Origin of the sequence: Microcystis protocystis FBCC-A270 (assembly GCF_050500235.1) — a bacterium.
Taxonomy (GTDB): domain Bacteria; phylum Cyanobacteriota; class Cyanobacteriia; order Cyanobacteriales; family Microcystaceae; genus Microcystis; species Microcystis ichthyoblabe_A.
The window spans coordinates 2087067-2102285 of sequence record NZ_CP191407.1; the positions used below are offsets into that span (position 1 = coordinate 2087067).

At 44.6% G+C, this 15219-nt stretch carries 14 protein-coding genes; 2 read left to right on the top strand and 12 right to left on the bottom strand.

Features of this window, described 5'->3' with window-relative positions; translation table 11 throughout:
• The first annotated feature begins 134 nt into the window (after positions 1-134).
• Entirely contained in the window at positions 135-1571 is a 1437-nt protein-coding gene (locus tag ACQY1X_RS10210; protein ID WP_004158424.1) for an NADP-dependent isocitrate dehydrogenase, read from the top strand.
• 567 nt (positions 1572-2138) lie between these two features.
• On the opposite strand, the gene ACQY1X_RS10215 is transcribed toward ACQY1X_RS10210, so the two are convergent.
• The 9 genes from ACQY1X_RS10215 to ACQY1X_RS10255 form a co-directional block, all read right to left on the bottom strand.
• Positions 2139-2630 (bottom strand): hypothetical protein, encoded by a 492-nt coding sequence (locus tag ACQY1X_RS10215; RefSeq protein WP_004158426.1) that lies wholly within the window; start codon positions 2628-2630, stop codon positions 2139-2141.
• Positions 2631-3443: 813 nt separating this feature from the next.
• Positions 3444-3713, bottom strand: coding sequence for a hypothetical protein (locus ACQY1X_RS10220; RefSeq protein WP_004158427.1), 270 nt, complete (start codon positions 3711-3713; stop codon positions 3444-3446).
• 65 nt (positions 3714-3778) lie between these two features.
• Positions 3779-4162: a hypothetical protein gene (locus ACQY1X_RS10225; protein WP_043998520.1), complete on the bottom strand. Its 384-nt coding sequence runs from the start codon at positions 4160-4162 to the stop codon at positions 3779-3781.
• Positions 4163-4617: 455 nt separating this feature from the next.
• Positions 4618-5022 carry a hypothetical protein gene (locus tag ACQY1X_RS10230; RefSeq protein ID WP_043998521.1) on the bottom strand — a complete coding sequence of 135 codons (405 nt, stop codon included), beginning with the start codon at positions 5020-5022 and terminating at the stop codon, positions 4618-4620.
• On the bottom strand, positions 5001-5384 hold the full coding sequence (locus tag ACQY1X_RS10235; RefSeq protein WP_004158430.1) for a DUF433 domain-containing protein: 384 nt from the start codon (positions 5382-5384) through the stop codon (positions 5001-5003). Before ACQY1X_RS10235 ends, ACQY1X_RS10230 begins: the two co-directional genes overlap by 22 nt.
• Before the next feature lie 506 nt (positions 5385-5890).
• Positions 5891-6355, bottom strand: coding sequence for a DUF29 domain-containing protein (locus tag ACQY1X_RS10240; protein WP_430014502.1), 465 nt, complete (start codon positions 6353-6355; stop codon positions 5891-5893).
• 16 nt (positions 6356-6371) lie between these two features.
• On the bottom strand, positions 6372-6830 hold the full coding sequence (locus ACQY1X_RS10245) for a DUF29 domain-containing protein (RefSeq protein WP_287730241.1): 459 nt from the start codon (positions 6828-6830) through the stop codon (positions 6372-6374).
• 43 nt (positions 6831-6873) lie between these two features.
• Positions 6874-7857, bottom strand: a complete 984-nt coding sequence (msrP, locus tag ACQY1X_RS10250) for a protein-methionine-sulfoxide reductase catalytic subunit MsrP (RefSeq protein ID WP_430014503.1) — start codon at positions 7855-7857, stop codon at positions 6874-6876.
• An 85-nt stretch (positions 7858-7942) separates the two neighbouring features.
• On the bottom strand, positions 7943-9328 hold the full coding sequence (locus tag ACQY1X_RS10255; protein ID WP_036396943.1) for a cytochrome P450: 1386 nt from the start codon (positions 9326-9328) through the stop codon (positions 7943-7945).
• A gap of 263 nt (positions 9329-9591) precedes the next feature.
• Between ACQY1X_RS10255 and ACQY1X_RS10260 the strand changes: the two genes are divergently transcribed.
• A complete protein-coding gene (locus ACQY1X_RS10260; protein WP_016516175.1) occupies positions 9592-10347 on the top strand; it encodes a TVP38/TMEM64 family protein in 756 nt (251 codons plus the stop codon).
• A 5-nt stretch (positions 10348-10352) separates the two neighbouring features.
• Here ACQY1X_RS10260 and ACQY1X_RS10265 read toward each other — a convergent pair whose 3' ends face one another.
• The 3 genes from ACQY1X_RS10265 to ACQY1X_RS10275 all read right to left on the bottom strand — a co-directional run bounded on the left by ACQY1X_RS10265 (position 10353) and on the right by ACQY1X_RS10275 (position 14707).
• Positions 10353-10976, bottom strand: coding sequence for a ribonuclease HII (locus ACQY1X_RS10265; protein WP_016516176.1), 624 nt, complete (start codon positions 10974-10976; stop codon positions 10353-10355).
• The gene (locus ACQY1X_RS10270) at positions 10973-13144 is read right to left on the bottom strand and encodes an Rne/Rng family ribonuclease (RefSeq protein WP_430014506.1); all 2172 of its coding nucleotides are present in this window, start codon (positions 13142-13144) and stop codon (positions 10973-10975) included. The genes ACQY1X_RS10265 and ACQY1X_RS10270 overlap by 4 nt, the downstream gene beginning before the upstream one ends.
• A gap of 807 nt (positions 13145-13951) precedes the next feature.
• On the bottom strand, positions 13952-14707 hold the full coding sequence (locus ACQY1X_RS10275) for a DUF2232 domain-containing protein (RefSeq protein ID WP_002732287.1): 756 nt from the start codon (positions 14705-14707) through the stop codon (positions 13952-13954).
• Positions 14708-15219 lie beyond the last annotated feature (512 nt).

Consider the following 15219-nt stretch of genomic DNA (forward strand, 5'->3'; position numbering starts at 1 on the left):
GCAGTTATCTTAATGGTGAGGTACGAAGTTGATGCCAGCAAGGGAATCTTTAAGAAATTAGCCAAAATGCCTGAGTATAGATATTGACGGCGCTAGACTGCCAACGTATAGATAAATACTGTTTCTGGAAGCCCATGACTGTCAGCTACGAAAAAATTACCCCACCGACAACAGGCTCGAAAATTACTTTTTCTGACGGAAAACCTCTAGTTCCCGACGATCCCATCATTCCCTTCATTCGCGGTGACGGTACGGGGGTCGATATCTGGCCCGCAACCGCAAAAGTTATCGATGCAGCGATCGCCACAGCCTACGGTGGTCAAAGGAAAATCCATTGGTTTAAAGTTTATGCTGGTGATGAAGCTTGCGAAATCTACGGGACTTATCAATATCTACCCCAAGATACATTGACAGCGATTAAAGAATATGGTATAGCCATCAAAGGTCCCTTGACCACTCCCATCGGTGGCGGCATTCGTTCCCTGAATGTGGCTTTGCGGCAAATTTTTGACCTCTATGCCTGTGTTCGTCCCTGTCGTTACTATGCGGGAACCCCTTCCCCCCATAAAACCCCGGAAAAACTCGATGTCATTGTCTATCGGGAAAATACCGAGGATATCTATCTCGGTATCGAATGGAAACAAGGCACGGAAATCGCCGATAAACTGATTAATTATCTCAACACGGAACTAATTCCCGCCACTCCCGAACACGGTAAAAAACAAATTCCCCTCGATGCGGGTATCGGGATCAAACCGATTAGTAAGACGGGTTCCCAAAGATTAGTCCGCCGGGCGATCGAACGAGCGCTGACTTTACCGAAACCGAAAAATCAAGTTACTCTCGTCCACAAGGGTAACATTATGAAATATACGGAAGGGGCGTTCCGGGATTGGGGTTATGAATTAGCTAAGAGTGAATTCCGGGATGTGTGCGTTACCGAGATGGAATCATGGATCCTGAGTAATAAGGAGAAAAACCCTGATCTGAGCATCGAAGATAACGCCCGCATGGTAGAACCGGGTTATGATGCCCTCACCGACGAGAAAAAAGCCAAAATCTGCCAAGAAGTGACCAGTGTTCTCGATGCTATCTGGGAAACCCACGGCAATGGGCAATGGAAAGATAAAATTATGGTTAACGATCGCATTGCCGATAGTATCTTCCAACAGATCCAAACCCGTCCCGATGAATACTCGATCCTCGCTACTATGAACCTGAATGGCGATTATCTCTCCGATGCGGCAGCGGCGATTGTCGGTGGTTTAGGGATGGGACCCGGGGCGAATATTGGCGATACTTGCGCTATTTTTGAGGCAACCCACGGCACAGCCCCTAAACACGCCGGTTTAGACCGAATTAACCCCGGTTCGGTGATTCTTTCCGGGGTGATGATGTTGGAATACATGGGATGGCAAGAAGCGGCCGATTTGATTAAAAAAGGCATCGCAGCAGCGATCGCTAATCGACAAGTTACCTACGATTTAGCGCGTCTGATGGAACCCCCCGTTAATCCTCCCCTGAAATGTTCCGAATTTGCCGACGCGATTATCTCCCATTTTGGCGATTAATTTTCTGGTTAGGGTAGCCTGAAAACTGCCCTATTTTTCGGAAAATACCCTAACTACCGAGGTCTTGACAAAATAGGAAAAAACCAGAACTTCCCCCTTGATACCAAATTTCTAAATCCATGACAGACATCCAGGCTTGAATGCTTGCCAGGCGTTGTCAAGTTTGAAGATGATGGCGCATCAGAGCAGACTTGAAAACGCTTTAACAGTAAGGCTCTCGTTGTGTCGCAATTCATTCTTCATATTCTGATCTGACAACGCCGTAAGCAATGCCTGAAAGACATCCCCCACATATCCATTCTTTGTCATCAGATAAACCATCACCCATACTATCTTTATATCACGTCCAAAAGCCTGTTAGCCAGATTAGCCCACACCACACTTAAACCCACAGCTTCAATCAATGGGCATGGTGCGTTCCCCAAAATCGATCGCTGGAGCAGTGGGAGTCAGATTAGGGAACGCACCCTACAAGATTGGCGATCGCACTACAAGATCGGCGATCACACTGCTAGTAACCTCGATAATCACAATGGCAGCTTTCGGCAGTCCGCTCCAGCCGAATTGTTAGCCTGGGTGATGGGCAACTTTTAATTCTCGTTTTGCACGCCGAATACACCACCTAGCTGGTCGAACCTTGCTGCTGTCACGCAATTCCTTAAGGCGAATCTCAAGTTCACTGAACCTGTTTTTTAGCTCACTTTCATCTGCTGTCTTAGCTGCTTGATAGCCTTCTACTAAGCTTTGTAATGCTTTTATTAATCGGCGGCATTCGGCTTGATGATCATCACACTTAAAACCTGTATGGATTCCTGTAAGAATTGCAGCTACTAGAGATAAGCTGCCGCTAACTAGCTCCCAAGTGACACCCCAAAACTTAGATTGACCGAGAAGTGTAAATCCTGCTATGAGCGGTAACACGATCCCACACCCTCTAGAAAAAGCTCCAAAAGGCTCCAATACCCCAAGCCAAATCTCAAAAGCTCTTTGTTCTACTTTGAGTTCATACTCACGTTGGCTAAACAAGTCTAAAACTCGCTCAATTTGTTCGTGGTTCATCAACTTCCGTAATCCAAAAATAGAGTTTTGTGTTTGCCCGAAAATTTAGACCGTTGACATTTTACCAGTACAACGTATGGACGGGGTGCTGATTGAGCCTGAACCTGATTTACAGATAATTTACCTATTCCTAGTGGATTGATGACTAGGAGCAAACTTAGTAGAAATGCACTGAGAGAGAATAGAGGATTACGGCGAGTTTTCATGAGAGTGAGCTTGTAGGGCTGTAATTTCTTCGTCTAAAGATAAGCACCCTGTAAAAGATTTCATCCATATGTAAGTAATTTCCGGACAAACGCCAAAAGGTGAACTTGTGGCTGCTGTCTCAACCAAGGTCTAGCGGGCTAACGGTCTAGTTGAGCCGCCCAGACATCTCATGTTTCTCACCAATAACCTCTAGGGAGTCGGCTCCAACGCAGTGTTATGCTGATTACTGAGTTTGCTTACACTCAATAATATTGAGGTAAAACTTTGTTAACGTCCCCCAATGATCACCCTCTCAATTGATAACTTATAACTGAGATAACATCGTGTTTAAAACTAGGAAACAAACAGCATAAATGAAAATGCCACCAATTTTAGTTGCAATGGAGAATGAACCAAACAGAATAAACATTATCACAGCAACACTGATGATGAGTGCGAATATGAGTTTAACTTTTTTAAACATTTTAAATATTTCCATTCATAACTCCCAAAGACTAAAGCTACTACAACGATAAAACTCATTGGTAGTGTAGTTGGATTACTCTAACTACACTATCTTTTACTCATCCGATGTAATGCACTCGGACTGGTAAACTTGGAACTTTTCTAGAAGAGATTTCTCAAGAAGACAAGAAATTCATCTCCATATGTTCCTAATAATTTTTTCAGCCCAGGAACGTCAATGTCTTTGCCAGCTTGCATCAGTTGATGATGAAGTTGCAAAATTAGAAGATCATCTTTATCAACATCCTTATCCCCATCTTTATCAAACTTTTTAATAAACTTTAGGCGGGCATCATTAAAGTCAAAGTCACCGTCACCATCCTCATCAAGCATCTTCAATGCCGCACTTTTTATATCATTAAAGTCAATCATTTTTGCCTCTGCAATACTTTTAGGTTTTTAATAGAACTTCTGAGCATCAAAATCAATTTTGTAGTCTAGCCGCTACCTCCTGAAGTATTCTTGTCTTCATCTTTGGATGTGTCTGACTTCTTTTCTTCACGTTTAGCAGATGTTACTTCATTAAAAAAGAAGCCTGTCACAGCAGCAGCAAATGGAGTCAAGAATGAGTAAAGACTTTTCGCGGTACTATCAACAGATGTAATACCTTTCTGTATATTATCAACCTCCTCTTTGCTACTCTGAGTTCCAGGCTGAACCCCAGAAATCTTGTTGCTTAGTTGAATGACTACACCTAAGTGAAAACCTATTACAGTAGCTGTTCCCGACCATAGTATTATCGCCATTAATCCTGAAATTAAAAGCTTGAAATTTGTATCTGGAACCAGATTTGTAATTTTGATGTCAGGCTTCATATTCATATGGACATTACTCATATACGCTGGGAAGCATAACTACATATTATAGGTCAACTTTCCGTATAACACTCTTGAAAGTAACAATATGTGGAAACTTTCCGTATATCACTCCATTTAGGCGCAATCGCCAGAAGTTTTCCCTATATAACGCCCAAAAGCCTGTTAGCCAGATTAGCATATTGCCAAAAACCTTGTTTAACTAAATTCCTGACAATTAGGCTCATTCTAGCGATGATTCCTCTGTCTGACCGCACCCCTTGACAAAAATTTACAATTATTCGACCTTTAGCGATCGCTATCGGGAGATAGTTGTTTTTTGTTACAGCAGTGGGGAGAAGGGAGCGGGTTTTTAAAGTGGGATTGGGAGTTAATCATGCTATTAAAAACCGATTCAGTATAAAGACCCCGTTATGCCGTGTCCCTACAGATAGACTTCAACGGCCCTAGCATTCGCCGCGTCACGGAATAAAAATGCGTCTTGCGCCTTGATAATCTTCAATATCAACTACAATATCAACCAAACGGTTAACGCAACGATCTCGATAATCTGGCTCGGCAAGTAGTCGCTCAATATTACCGATTGTCACGACGGGTAATGATGTGGGGGTATTTTCCTCCCGCATCACTTGCTCCAGGGAATCTTTGCCTTTCATACTTCGGTTAGCGGTGATCAGGATCATCTGATTGGCTTGGGCATACCGCCAAACAACACGATCATCGCTCGTGACAGCTAACCCAACTTCTTCAAACAGAATAAAACGAATCGAGATCAAGTCAAGCCAACCACTCGCAGCAAGGACTCCGGCGAGGACAAGAGAATGCCCTCGTAAGTTATGATCAACTAGAAAATTCCTGCCCGTGATGCCAACTTGGCTTTTTCCGCTTGAAGTTTTGCTCGAATGGCTTCTGTGCCAGGTTTTGGCGGCTTAGCAGCAATACGGGCAACTCGCTCACGATTTTGCTCTTCATAGTATAGTCGGAGTTCTTCAGCTTCTTTGAGAACTTGCTGGTACTCAGCTTCCACATCCGCACGATGAGCCTCAATATAAGCCAGGGCAGTGTTAATTTGCTCTTCCGTCAGATCAAATAATCCCTGAATGAACTTAGGTGGATATTGAGCAGTCACATAATCCATTACATCATAGAGGGTGATGCGGGTTCCTGCGATTGTCAGTCCTCGCTCTGTACGAATGATAGCGGTTTGTTTATTTGATGCGAGCGTCATAGCTATAGTCTCAGTCTTTCACCATCTCATTCCATATTACCGCATGAAAAAGTAAGGTGAGCAAACGCCCACCCTGACTACTAATTCGCAAGCTCTTTAATCCTCAACCCAGACTTTCAAAATGTATTTCAGCCTCGTTCCTGCATCTAGCCAGTAGTGAACTCCAATATCTGGCAATTCAGTATCATTTGTGTGAGCATCACCAGGCCCCGTACTACACGATCGGCGATCAAATTTAGACCACAGCTTCAATCAATGGGCATGGTGCGTTCCCCAAAATCGATCGCTGGAGCAGTGGGAGCCATATTAGGGAACGCACCCTACAAGATCGGCGATCTGCTATGCAGTGCCTTCGGCATCGCACTGACAATTAGGCTCATTCTAGCGATGATTCTTCGATCTGACCGCACCCCTTGACAAAAACTTACAATTATTCGACCTTTAGCGATCGCTATCGGGGGATAGTTGTTTTTTGTTAGAGCAGTATGGAGCAGTCTAACTGATGGCTATATTTCCAGATTATCGCCCGCAGGAAACCAATCTTCATCGAGAATTTGTTCAAGGGAACCAATGGGAATAGCGGGGAAAGTATCGAGGGGTAATTGAGAGCGGTCACTGGCATTTTTTCGGGCTGAAAGATAACATTCATCAAAAATTTCGAGAATATATGGTTTCAGACTAGGACTATCTTTAAGTTCATCTAATATATCGAGACGAAAAGTTCTAATCTCTCCCTTCCAGTGACCTTCGTTTCTCTCTCTTTCTGCCGCCCAATATTTGAGCTTAAGTAAATGTTCTAATAATCGGGTTAACAGACTTTTAATTGTGCGCTTTTCACTCCTTCCCATACTTGCTAATTCCTCCAGTAAATTCTCTAAATCTACCCGCTCAAACTGTCTGGCTTGCAGTTGATTAATAGTAGTTCTAATCCAGAGATAAAAGTCTTCTTCGTACTGGGTTTTATTATCCATAATTTACCTCTATATATTACTCGTGGTCATTAGTAGGAAACCAATCTTCATCGAGAATTTGTTCAAGGGAACCAATGGGAATAGGGGGGAAAGTATCAAGAGGTAATTGAGTTCTAACTTGAGCCTCTTTTCTAGCAAATTGATAGCATTCCTCAAAGATTTCCAGAATATAGGGTTTCAAACTAGGGCTATCTTTAATTTCTTCGATTATTTGTCGGCGAAAGTTGAGAATTTCTCCCTTCCAGTGACCCTCATTTCTAGATTTTTCTCCTGTCCAGTAGGTTAGTTTCAGCAAATGTACCAGCAATTGAATCAAAGGATTTTCAATTTTGCGTTTTTCACTCCTCCCCATACTTGCTAATTCCTCCAGTAAATTCTCTAAATCTACCCGCTCAAACTGTCTCGCTTGCAGTTGATTAATAGTAGTTCTAATCCAGAGATAAAAGTCTTGTTCGTACAGAGTTTTATTGTCCATATATACTTAGTTAAACTGAATAAAACGAGGATAATCATCAAAATTAACTATACAAACTAGCCACATATTCACCGTAGCCATTATAGGGCAGGGTTTCGATAATTTCCCAAGATAAATCACTTCTACTGCCGATAAATTTCTCCGTTGCTTGCGACCAACGGGGATGGGGTTTACTGGGGTTAACATTAGCCTCAAAATCGTATTCGTGAGCGTCAATTGTGTTCCAGTAGGTGGCGGGTTGTTTGGCGGTAAATTCAATTTTTACTATCGATTTTGCTCCTTTAAAACCGTATTTCCAAGGGATAACCATTCGCAAAGGTGCGCCGTGTTGTTTTGGTAAATCATGTCCGAAAATTCCCACAGCAAAGAAAGCTAATTCGTTGTCCATTTCTTCAATTCTTAAACCTTCTGTATAGGGCCAGGGTAAGGGACCTAAATGTAATCCTGGCCCCTGGGTAATTTCTGGATCATAAAAGGAGGTAAAACGGACGAATTTTGCTTCGGGTTTTGGTTCCACTGCCGCAATTAAAGCAGCCATGGGAAAACCAAGCCAAGGTAAGACCATTGACCAAGCTTCCACACAACGAAAACGATAGATTCTTTCTTCGAGAGGAAAGGTTTTTTTAATAGTATCTATATCGTAGGTCTGGGGATTTTTTACCAATCCTCCCACTTCTACCATCCAGGGATTCGTCGGTAGTTTCTGCGCTTTTAACCAGATATTTTTCCCCCCTCCGAACTCATAAAAATTGTTATATTTCCCCGCTACAGTTTCGGCAACTACGGGACGATTTACCGTTAAAAACTGCGGATTTTTGCTGAACCCTTCAATTTTAGGTAATTGCAAACTTTTTTCTAAAGCTTCCGAGGAGGAGGATTTACCACAAGAAGTTAATAATAGGGAACTTCCCGCAATTCCTGCCCCGATTAACCCCTGTAAAAAGCGACGACGGTTAAAATAAACACTTTCGGAAGTAACTTCATTTTCGGAAATTTGCCAGGATTTAGCTAAACGAATTAAGACCATAATTATCCCCAATTTTATTGACAAAAAAGCAGAGTTATGATATGGGATACCACAACTCTGATTGTACAATATTTTGTCAGTTTTTTTAAGAAATTTCGGCGAGCATGGGGGCAGTCACCAGAGGTTCCCGTCGTCCTTTTAAGACCATGGGAACTCCTCGCGAGGGAGCAAGGGTGACACCGCGGCGACTGGGTTTTTCAGGGGTATTATTAACTAGAGTTAACTGATAATTGGCCAAAATTGTGGCGATAGCGATTTTCATCTCGTAGATAGCTAAAACTTCCCCAATACAACGACGCGCTCCACCACCAAAAGGCATATATTCGTAGGGGGTGAATTGTTTTTCTAAAAAGCGTTCTGGTTTAAAAGTATGGGAATCGGGGAAAGTTTGCTCACGGTGGTGAGCTAGATAAATACAACCCATAAGAATTGTCCCTTTTTCTAAAGGATAACCATCTAGTTCTACCGGTTCTTGCACTACTCGCGGAAAAGTTAACATTGCCACGGGATGAATGCGTAAAGTTTCCGAACAAACCGCCGAAAGATAGGGTAATCGAGTTATATCAATGGGGTTAGGATTATCTCCTAAAGTGGCTATTTCTTGGAGAATTTTTGCTTTAATTTCTGGATAGCGATGAGTCCAGTAGAGCACCCAAGATATAGCGGTGGCGGTGGTTTCATGACCTGCGAATAATAAGGTCATTAATTCATCGCGCAATTCCTTATCGCTCATCGGGTTGCCTTCTTCATCCCGGGCCGACATCAGTAGTGATAAAATATCGCTACGATTGGGGTTAGGATTAGCTTTTCTTTCGGCAATTTCTGTATAGATAATATCATCAATTTTTGCTTGGGAACGCTGGTATTTTCCCCAGGGACTCCAAGCACCCAAATCAGCCTGCAAAATTGGGAAAAATAACAAAGAAACCATCACCGGAGAGTTAAAAATATCGAGCATTTCAGCCAGAATTTTTTTCAGGGTTTGATAACGTTCCCCTTGACTAATTCCAAAAACTGCCTCCATAATTACTTGTAAAGCAATCGCTGTGGTCGCTGAACGGGCCTTAAAAGGTTGATTTTCGGGCAATTCTGCCATTACTCTTAGGGTAATATCGCGGATTAAATCGCCGTAGAAACGCATTCTTTCCCCGTGAAAAGGTGGCAATAAAAGCTGACGGCGTTTTTTGTGGATGTCTCCGTCTAACATGATGACGGAATAATCACCAATAATCGGGGCAATAATCCGATTGGTTTCCCCCGGTGCCGAAAATTTTTTACGGTCATTAGTTAAAATTTGTTGTAGGGCTGAAGGACTACTGACAAAGATAAAATTATCTACAGTTAAACCCACTTTTGCGCTAAAAATATCGCCATGCTTGCGGGCGGCATTTTCCATAAAAGCTACGGGATTAATGATCCATTGTGCCATTTGCAGGAAGGTGGGGACTTTGACTTCGGGGAGGATTTTCATAGATTGATTGCTATATCCAATGCTAATTATTTCTAATTGTGACATTTTTTCCCCAGAGACGGCAAGGTGTAATATCAAGTAAACGGCAAAAATTACCCGGCTGTTGCTTGTCTTATCTTCTCAGAAAGACTGGGATTTTCTGGGAATTTTTAGGATTGGCTTTCTGGTCTAAACAATGATAATCGGGGTAGAATAGCCCCAGTTCTATTTAATTCGCTTCTGTAGTTCAATCTCTTTTTTTTCATTCCTTATAGGGACTTTTTATGATTATTTCCAAGTTTTTGCCCTCGGAAAAAACTGTGATTATCAGGCATTTGCTGTTATTAACTACATTTAGCCTTGTTTTTCTCCTGACTACTCCCCCCGCTTTTGCTGTTGAATCCAGTGCCTCCACTGGTTTTAATCCTCAAACTATTCTTTTCAATGCCTTGACTTGGGTGGATAGTTTGGGGGCTGTGGGAGCGATCGCGTTTATAATTATCTATATTCTAGCTACTGTGGCCTTTTTTCCCGGTTCAATCCTGACTTTAGGGGCTGGTGTAGTTTTTGGCGTGGTTTTAGGCTCTTTTTACGTCTTTATCGGGGCAACTATCGGCGCTACTGCCGCTTTTTTGGTGGGACGTTATCTGGCTAGGGGGTGGGTGGCGGAAAAAATTCAAGGTAATAATAAATTTCAAGCTATCGATGAAGCTGTGGGAAAAGAAGGCCTAAAAATAGTGCTTTTAACCCGTTTATCTCCCATATTTCCCTTTACTCTGCTCAATTATGCCTATGGTGTCACCGGGGTTTCTCTGAAAGATTATCTAATAGGTTGCGCGGGCATGATTCCGGGGACGATAATGTATGTCTATATTGGCTCTTTAGCGGGCAGTCTTGCCACTATCGGGACCTCGGCACCAGCCACTAACCCAGTTTTATTATGGACTATTCGCCTTATTGGTTTTATCGCTACCGTTGCCGTCACCCTCTACGTCACAAAAATTGCCCGTCAGGCCCTGGCATCAGTTCTCAGTGAGTAAACCCCTCAATCGCCATCCCCACCCCACTCCGTCCTTGGGTGGGGACTGACGCGGATTTGTTGACAGGGACTAAAAGAGAGCCGGTGCTGAGAAGTAAGTCCATGGTTGCCAATCGCTTCTAGGTGTTGAGCAGTGCCATAACCCTTGTGACGAGGGAGGCCATAATCGGGATAGCGTCCGTGCCAACGAGCAATTAAGTCATCGCGCCAGACTTTGGCCACGATACTAGCCGCCGCAATTACCGGCGATTGTTGGTCTCCCTGAATTACCGCCTTTTGGGGGATTGACAAATCTTTAATAATGTGCTTGCCATCGATCAAACAGAGACTGGGGGAAAGGGGTAATTTCCCGATAGCTCTGCTCATTGCCAGTAGAGAGGCATGAAGAATATTCAAGCGATCGATCTCTTTCACCGTAGCATAACCGATGCGACAAACAAAATCCCGTTGTATTTGCTGGCTCAATTTTTGCCGTTTTTGGGGGCTAAGTTGCTTACTATCCTTCACCCCCAACTCCCACAGCTGCGGAAAACCAGAGGGGACAGTGACCACTACCGCCGCCACCACGGGGCCAAATAAAGCCCCGCGCCCCACTTCATCGACACCAGCAATTAAGGGTTCTGCGCTCATGACTCATCGACAGTGGCGGAGGAACGACGACGACGACGACGCAGCACCGCAGTTTCAGCCTCTACTTGTGGCTCCTCCGTCACCTCGGCGCTCACCGGGGTTTCTAAAGGAATGACTTCGCCGAGAAAAACTGGAGTTTCGGGCGCAATCGGTTCGGGCGTAAAACTCGCTGGCGGACTAGCTTCTTGGTTGATTTCCTGACTAACTTCGCTAGTGGTGGAACGACGACGACGGCGCACCAAGGAACGATTTTCGGCTTCCTCGCCAGTTTCCGTCGCCTCTATGGGGGAGGTGGCGGCTGTGTCCTCGGCTTCTAGGGTAGGAGTCAAGGATATTTCAGGAGTGGCAGCCGTTTCTGGGTTTTCCGCTTCCCTTTCCCCTGGCAGTTTCACGGAAACAATCACCGATTTCGGGTCTTTAAACTCCTTATCCACGAGAATCAGGGGAGAAATGCCCATTAAAGAATAAACTTCCTGTTCTACGGGGGTCATTTCCACGGAAACCCGCTCCCGTTCGGTGACGGGGATATTTTTGCCAGCACTGGCATCTTCTCCTCGTTTCGAGAGACGGGCGGGGCGTTCTCGTTTTTCCTCAAGGCGTTGGGGTTCTGATTCCGGCTCGATTTCGTTGTTAACACCGTTAGTAGAGGCTTTTTCGCCCCGTTCCTCTTTGAGTAACAGTTCCGAGGGACGACGACGACGGCGACGGCGAGAATTATTAACCTGTTCTTGGTAGTTGGGATGGAAGGAAAGATCTATATCTTGGGCGTTTTCTTCGGCCTCAAATTCGGAGAAAACTTCTAGATAGGGTTCGGCCGCCGCAACGCTAGGAGCGCTCTTATCGGGTAGAACTTTTGTATTAGTCGTGGCGATGACAAGGGTTTCTTTTTCCGCGCGGCTAAGGGTGGGGGTTTCTAGGGCGATGGCGTTGCCTTCTCCGGGTAGATGGGCTAAATGGCCCAGTCCGCCGCAATGGTCACAGGTTTTGCCGAATAATTCATAAATGTTTTTCCCCTGACGCTTACGAGTTAATTCCACTAACCCCAATTCCGATAATTGGGCAATCTGGGGCCGGGCTTTATCGCTTTTCAGGGCTTTATTAAACAATTCCAGCAGTTTCAACTGGTCGCGACGGGAATCCATATCGATGAAGTCCACCACCACCACACCGCCGATATTTCTCAAGCGCAGTTGTCGAGCGATTTCTGTGGCAGCCTCGCTATTAGTCCAGAGTACGGTTTCCCGGGCCGTGGCCGAACGGGTAAAGGAACCGGAGTTAACATCAATTACCGTTAAAGCTTCCGTCGGTTCGATGATAATGTAGCCGCCGGAGGGTAAATCAACCCGGGGTTTCAGGGCCTCGCGAATGGCGGCGTTAACCCGGAAATAGTCGAGAATTGGCTGGGTTTCCCGATGGGAGTCGATATAAACCCCTTCGAGAGCTTTGCCGCCGCCCCAGTTCGTCAATTGCTGTTTAACTCGTTTTACCGCCATCGGGTTATCCACAACAATGCGATTGACATCGGCACTGTACATATCCCGCAAAACCCTTTGAATAAAGTCATCATCGCGGTTCAGCAGGGCCGGGGCGCGGCTGCTGACGGCCATCTGTTGGATGCTCTCCCACTGTTTTTGCAGAAATTCCAAATCCTCGATAATCGCCTCTTCCGCTTTACCTTCGGCCTCGGTGCGTACCAGCAACCCCATCCCTGCCGGTTTGACCAAAATCCCTAAAGCTCGTAAACGGGAGCGCTCGTCTTCACTGCGGATGCGACGGGAAAGATTCACCCCGCGACCATTGGGCATCAATACCAGATAACGACCGGGGAGAGTGACATTTCCCGTTAGTCGCGGTCCTTTATTGCCAGTGGGTTCTTTCATTACCTGTACCAGCACTTTTTGCTGGGGGGCCAGTAATTCCGTGATAGCACCGGCGGTTTTTTTCAGTCTTAGGGGACCCAGGTCGGTGACATGGATAAAGCCATTGCGTTCCGCATCGCCAATATTGACGAAGGCTGCATCTATCCCGGGGATGACGTTTTCTACTAATCCTAGATAGATGTCGGCCACCTGTTGATTACCTGTGGCTACAACTAATTCCTGAATTTGATCTTCCCAAAAAACAGCCGCTATATGGTGTTGTTCGGCTATGATTATTTGTTTTGGCATTCAATTTCCTCAATCTTTCGGTTTCAAAAGCGACGGACCATGGGCTATTTGTCTATGCTTTGAGGCTACTTCCGGAAATCTGGTCTTGTTAAGAAAGTTCTAAGAAGATGAGTCCGCATCGTTAAAGCCTCATCTTGATATTCATCTGCCCCCCAGACGTGGGAACTGAGTCTTGGTTTCAGTTGTTAAGTCTGTTTGGCAAGTGCTGGCTTGACCCACAATTGGACAAGCACAGCCAGGAGACGAGATTTTCAATTAATCCCTGAGTCTTGCTCGATAACAGCATTTTTTATCCGTTTCCGCCGGTTCTGTCTATCAGAATCTAGGAAAAAAGGAGTTTTTGAGTTACTCCCCTCGGCAACAGGTTTCTGTGGAAGGGAAAATAGCGCACTTTTCGATTTTCCAAAAACCACGATTCTTTTAAGAAATGCTTTAATCGAGTCTTATAGACGACTATAACTCACTCGGTCACTCTCTGACAAGACGATAATCGGGGAAAAATGATCGATTAACAGTTGACTGGAGATACTGACCATAAAGCACTAAGGGACTTGCGTGGGAATAATATCCCAGCCAGAAAATCGCTCTGTAGAAGAATCAGACCGGCCAGATGGCATATTATCAAAGCGCAAGTCCCTTAGCTGCGGAGGCGCTCGAAGGCTCTCCCCCTACTTAGAGTGATCAGCAAACCTGAACGCTCGGAGGGCGCAAGCATTGCGCCCCTACAGTAACGGATTTTGTCCACAATGTAGGGGCGAACTGCGTTCGCCCAAAAGGTAGATTATCAAAGCGCAAGTCCCTAAATAATTACTCATAATCTAGTATGACCTGCACCCATTTGGGCGGACGAGGAATCGGATTACCGAGGCGATCAAGAACTAATAACGCCACTAAATGCACGGCAAATAAGTATAATAAACTATTGACAAATATGCCCACAACTGCTATCGATTGCACTTGCAGCAGCGTCGGTTTAGCGAGAATCCCTAACTGGGTGAAAATCCAATCAATAAAATTAGTCGCTTGGGTAATCACATATAACCAGAGATTTTCGCCTAAAAGAATTGAAAACAGCCAAAAACGAAAGAATAAACCAAAAGCCCCCAACAGTCCCCCAGTCAAGATAGAAAATTCCCAGCGCGCACCCCGGCGCCAGCATAGCCCCAATTGTACCCCCATCAAGCCGTGGGGAATCAAAAAGACAATACTGCGAGTCGGTCCCATCAACACCGACAAAAGTAAACTAGAAACTAATGCTGTCATCCAAGCACAGCGAGCGCCCCAACGTAAATAGGCTAAAGCGATAGGAATCGGGAAGAAAACCCTTAATAACGGTCCGAGGGGAAAATAATAATCAATTAACCAGATTAAACTGGTAGCACTGGCCAAAAAAGCCGTCTCCACCGTGATCAGGGTAGAGATAGACTTGAGGGGAGATGGTTGGATAGGTTTAGCAGTGGGTTTATCTAGGGGTTTCCCTTCTTCCCCGAGATCTACCCAATTGGTTTCATCTATTGTCTCTTCTGAGGATTGAGCGGGAGCATTAGCGTTAGAATCGTTCATTCTATCAGTTATCCGGTGGTCGGTACGGGTTGGCCGGCTATCCTTAGCTTAGACTTGCGACTCCCAGTCAGGCAAGAGGCAAAAAATAAGTAGGTAGGTGTTAACAATTGTCAACCCCCCTGATTAAGGGGATCGAACCTAAAATCTATCTTTAATTTAATTAGGGCTTGCTGAATAAATGTGAAATTTAGGCAAGGTAAGGGTTTTGTGGTTTTTCTCGCGAAACAGCTGCAAGATTTTGAGAGAATCGTGCTTCCAAACCTTGCGTCTTCATCAGATTTTCTATCCGAATGCTTCGCCCGTACTTTTTGCCGCAAACCCTAATTATAACCAGCTACTTAGTTCCGCCATAGAACTCCCTTGAGCCATCTTGCACACTTTTCTCTTTTTGTCAAATTTTATGTTAAGAAAGATGTAACGAATGAATAGCTTAATAAGGAGGAATCTGATAATTTTTAACACCTACCCACTTAGCTATCTAGGGACTATTCCTGATAAGATCTAATTTTATA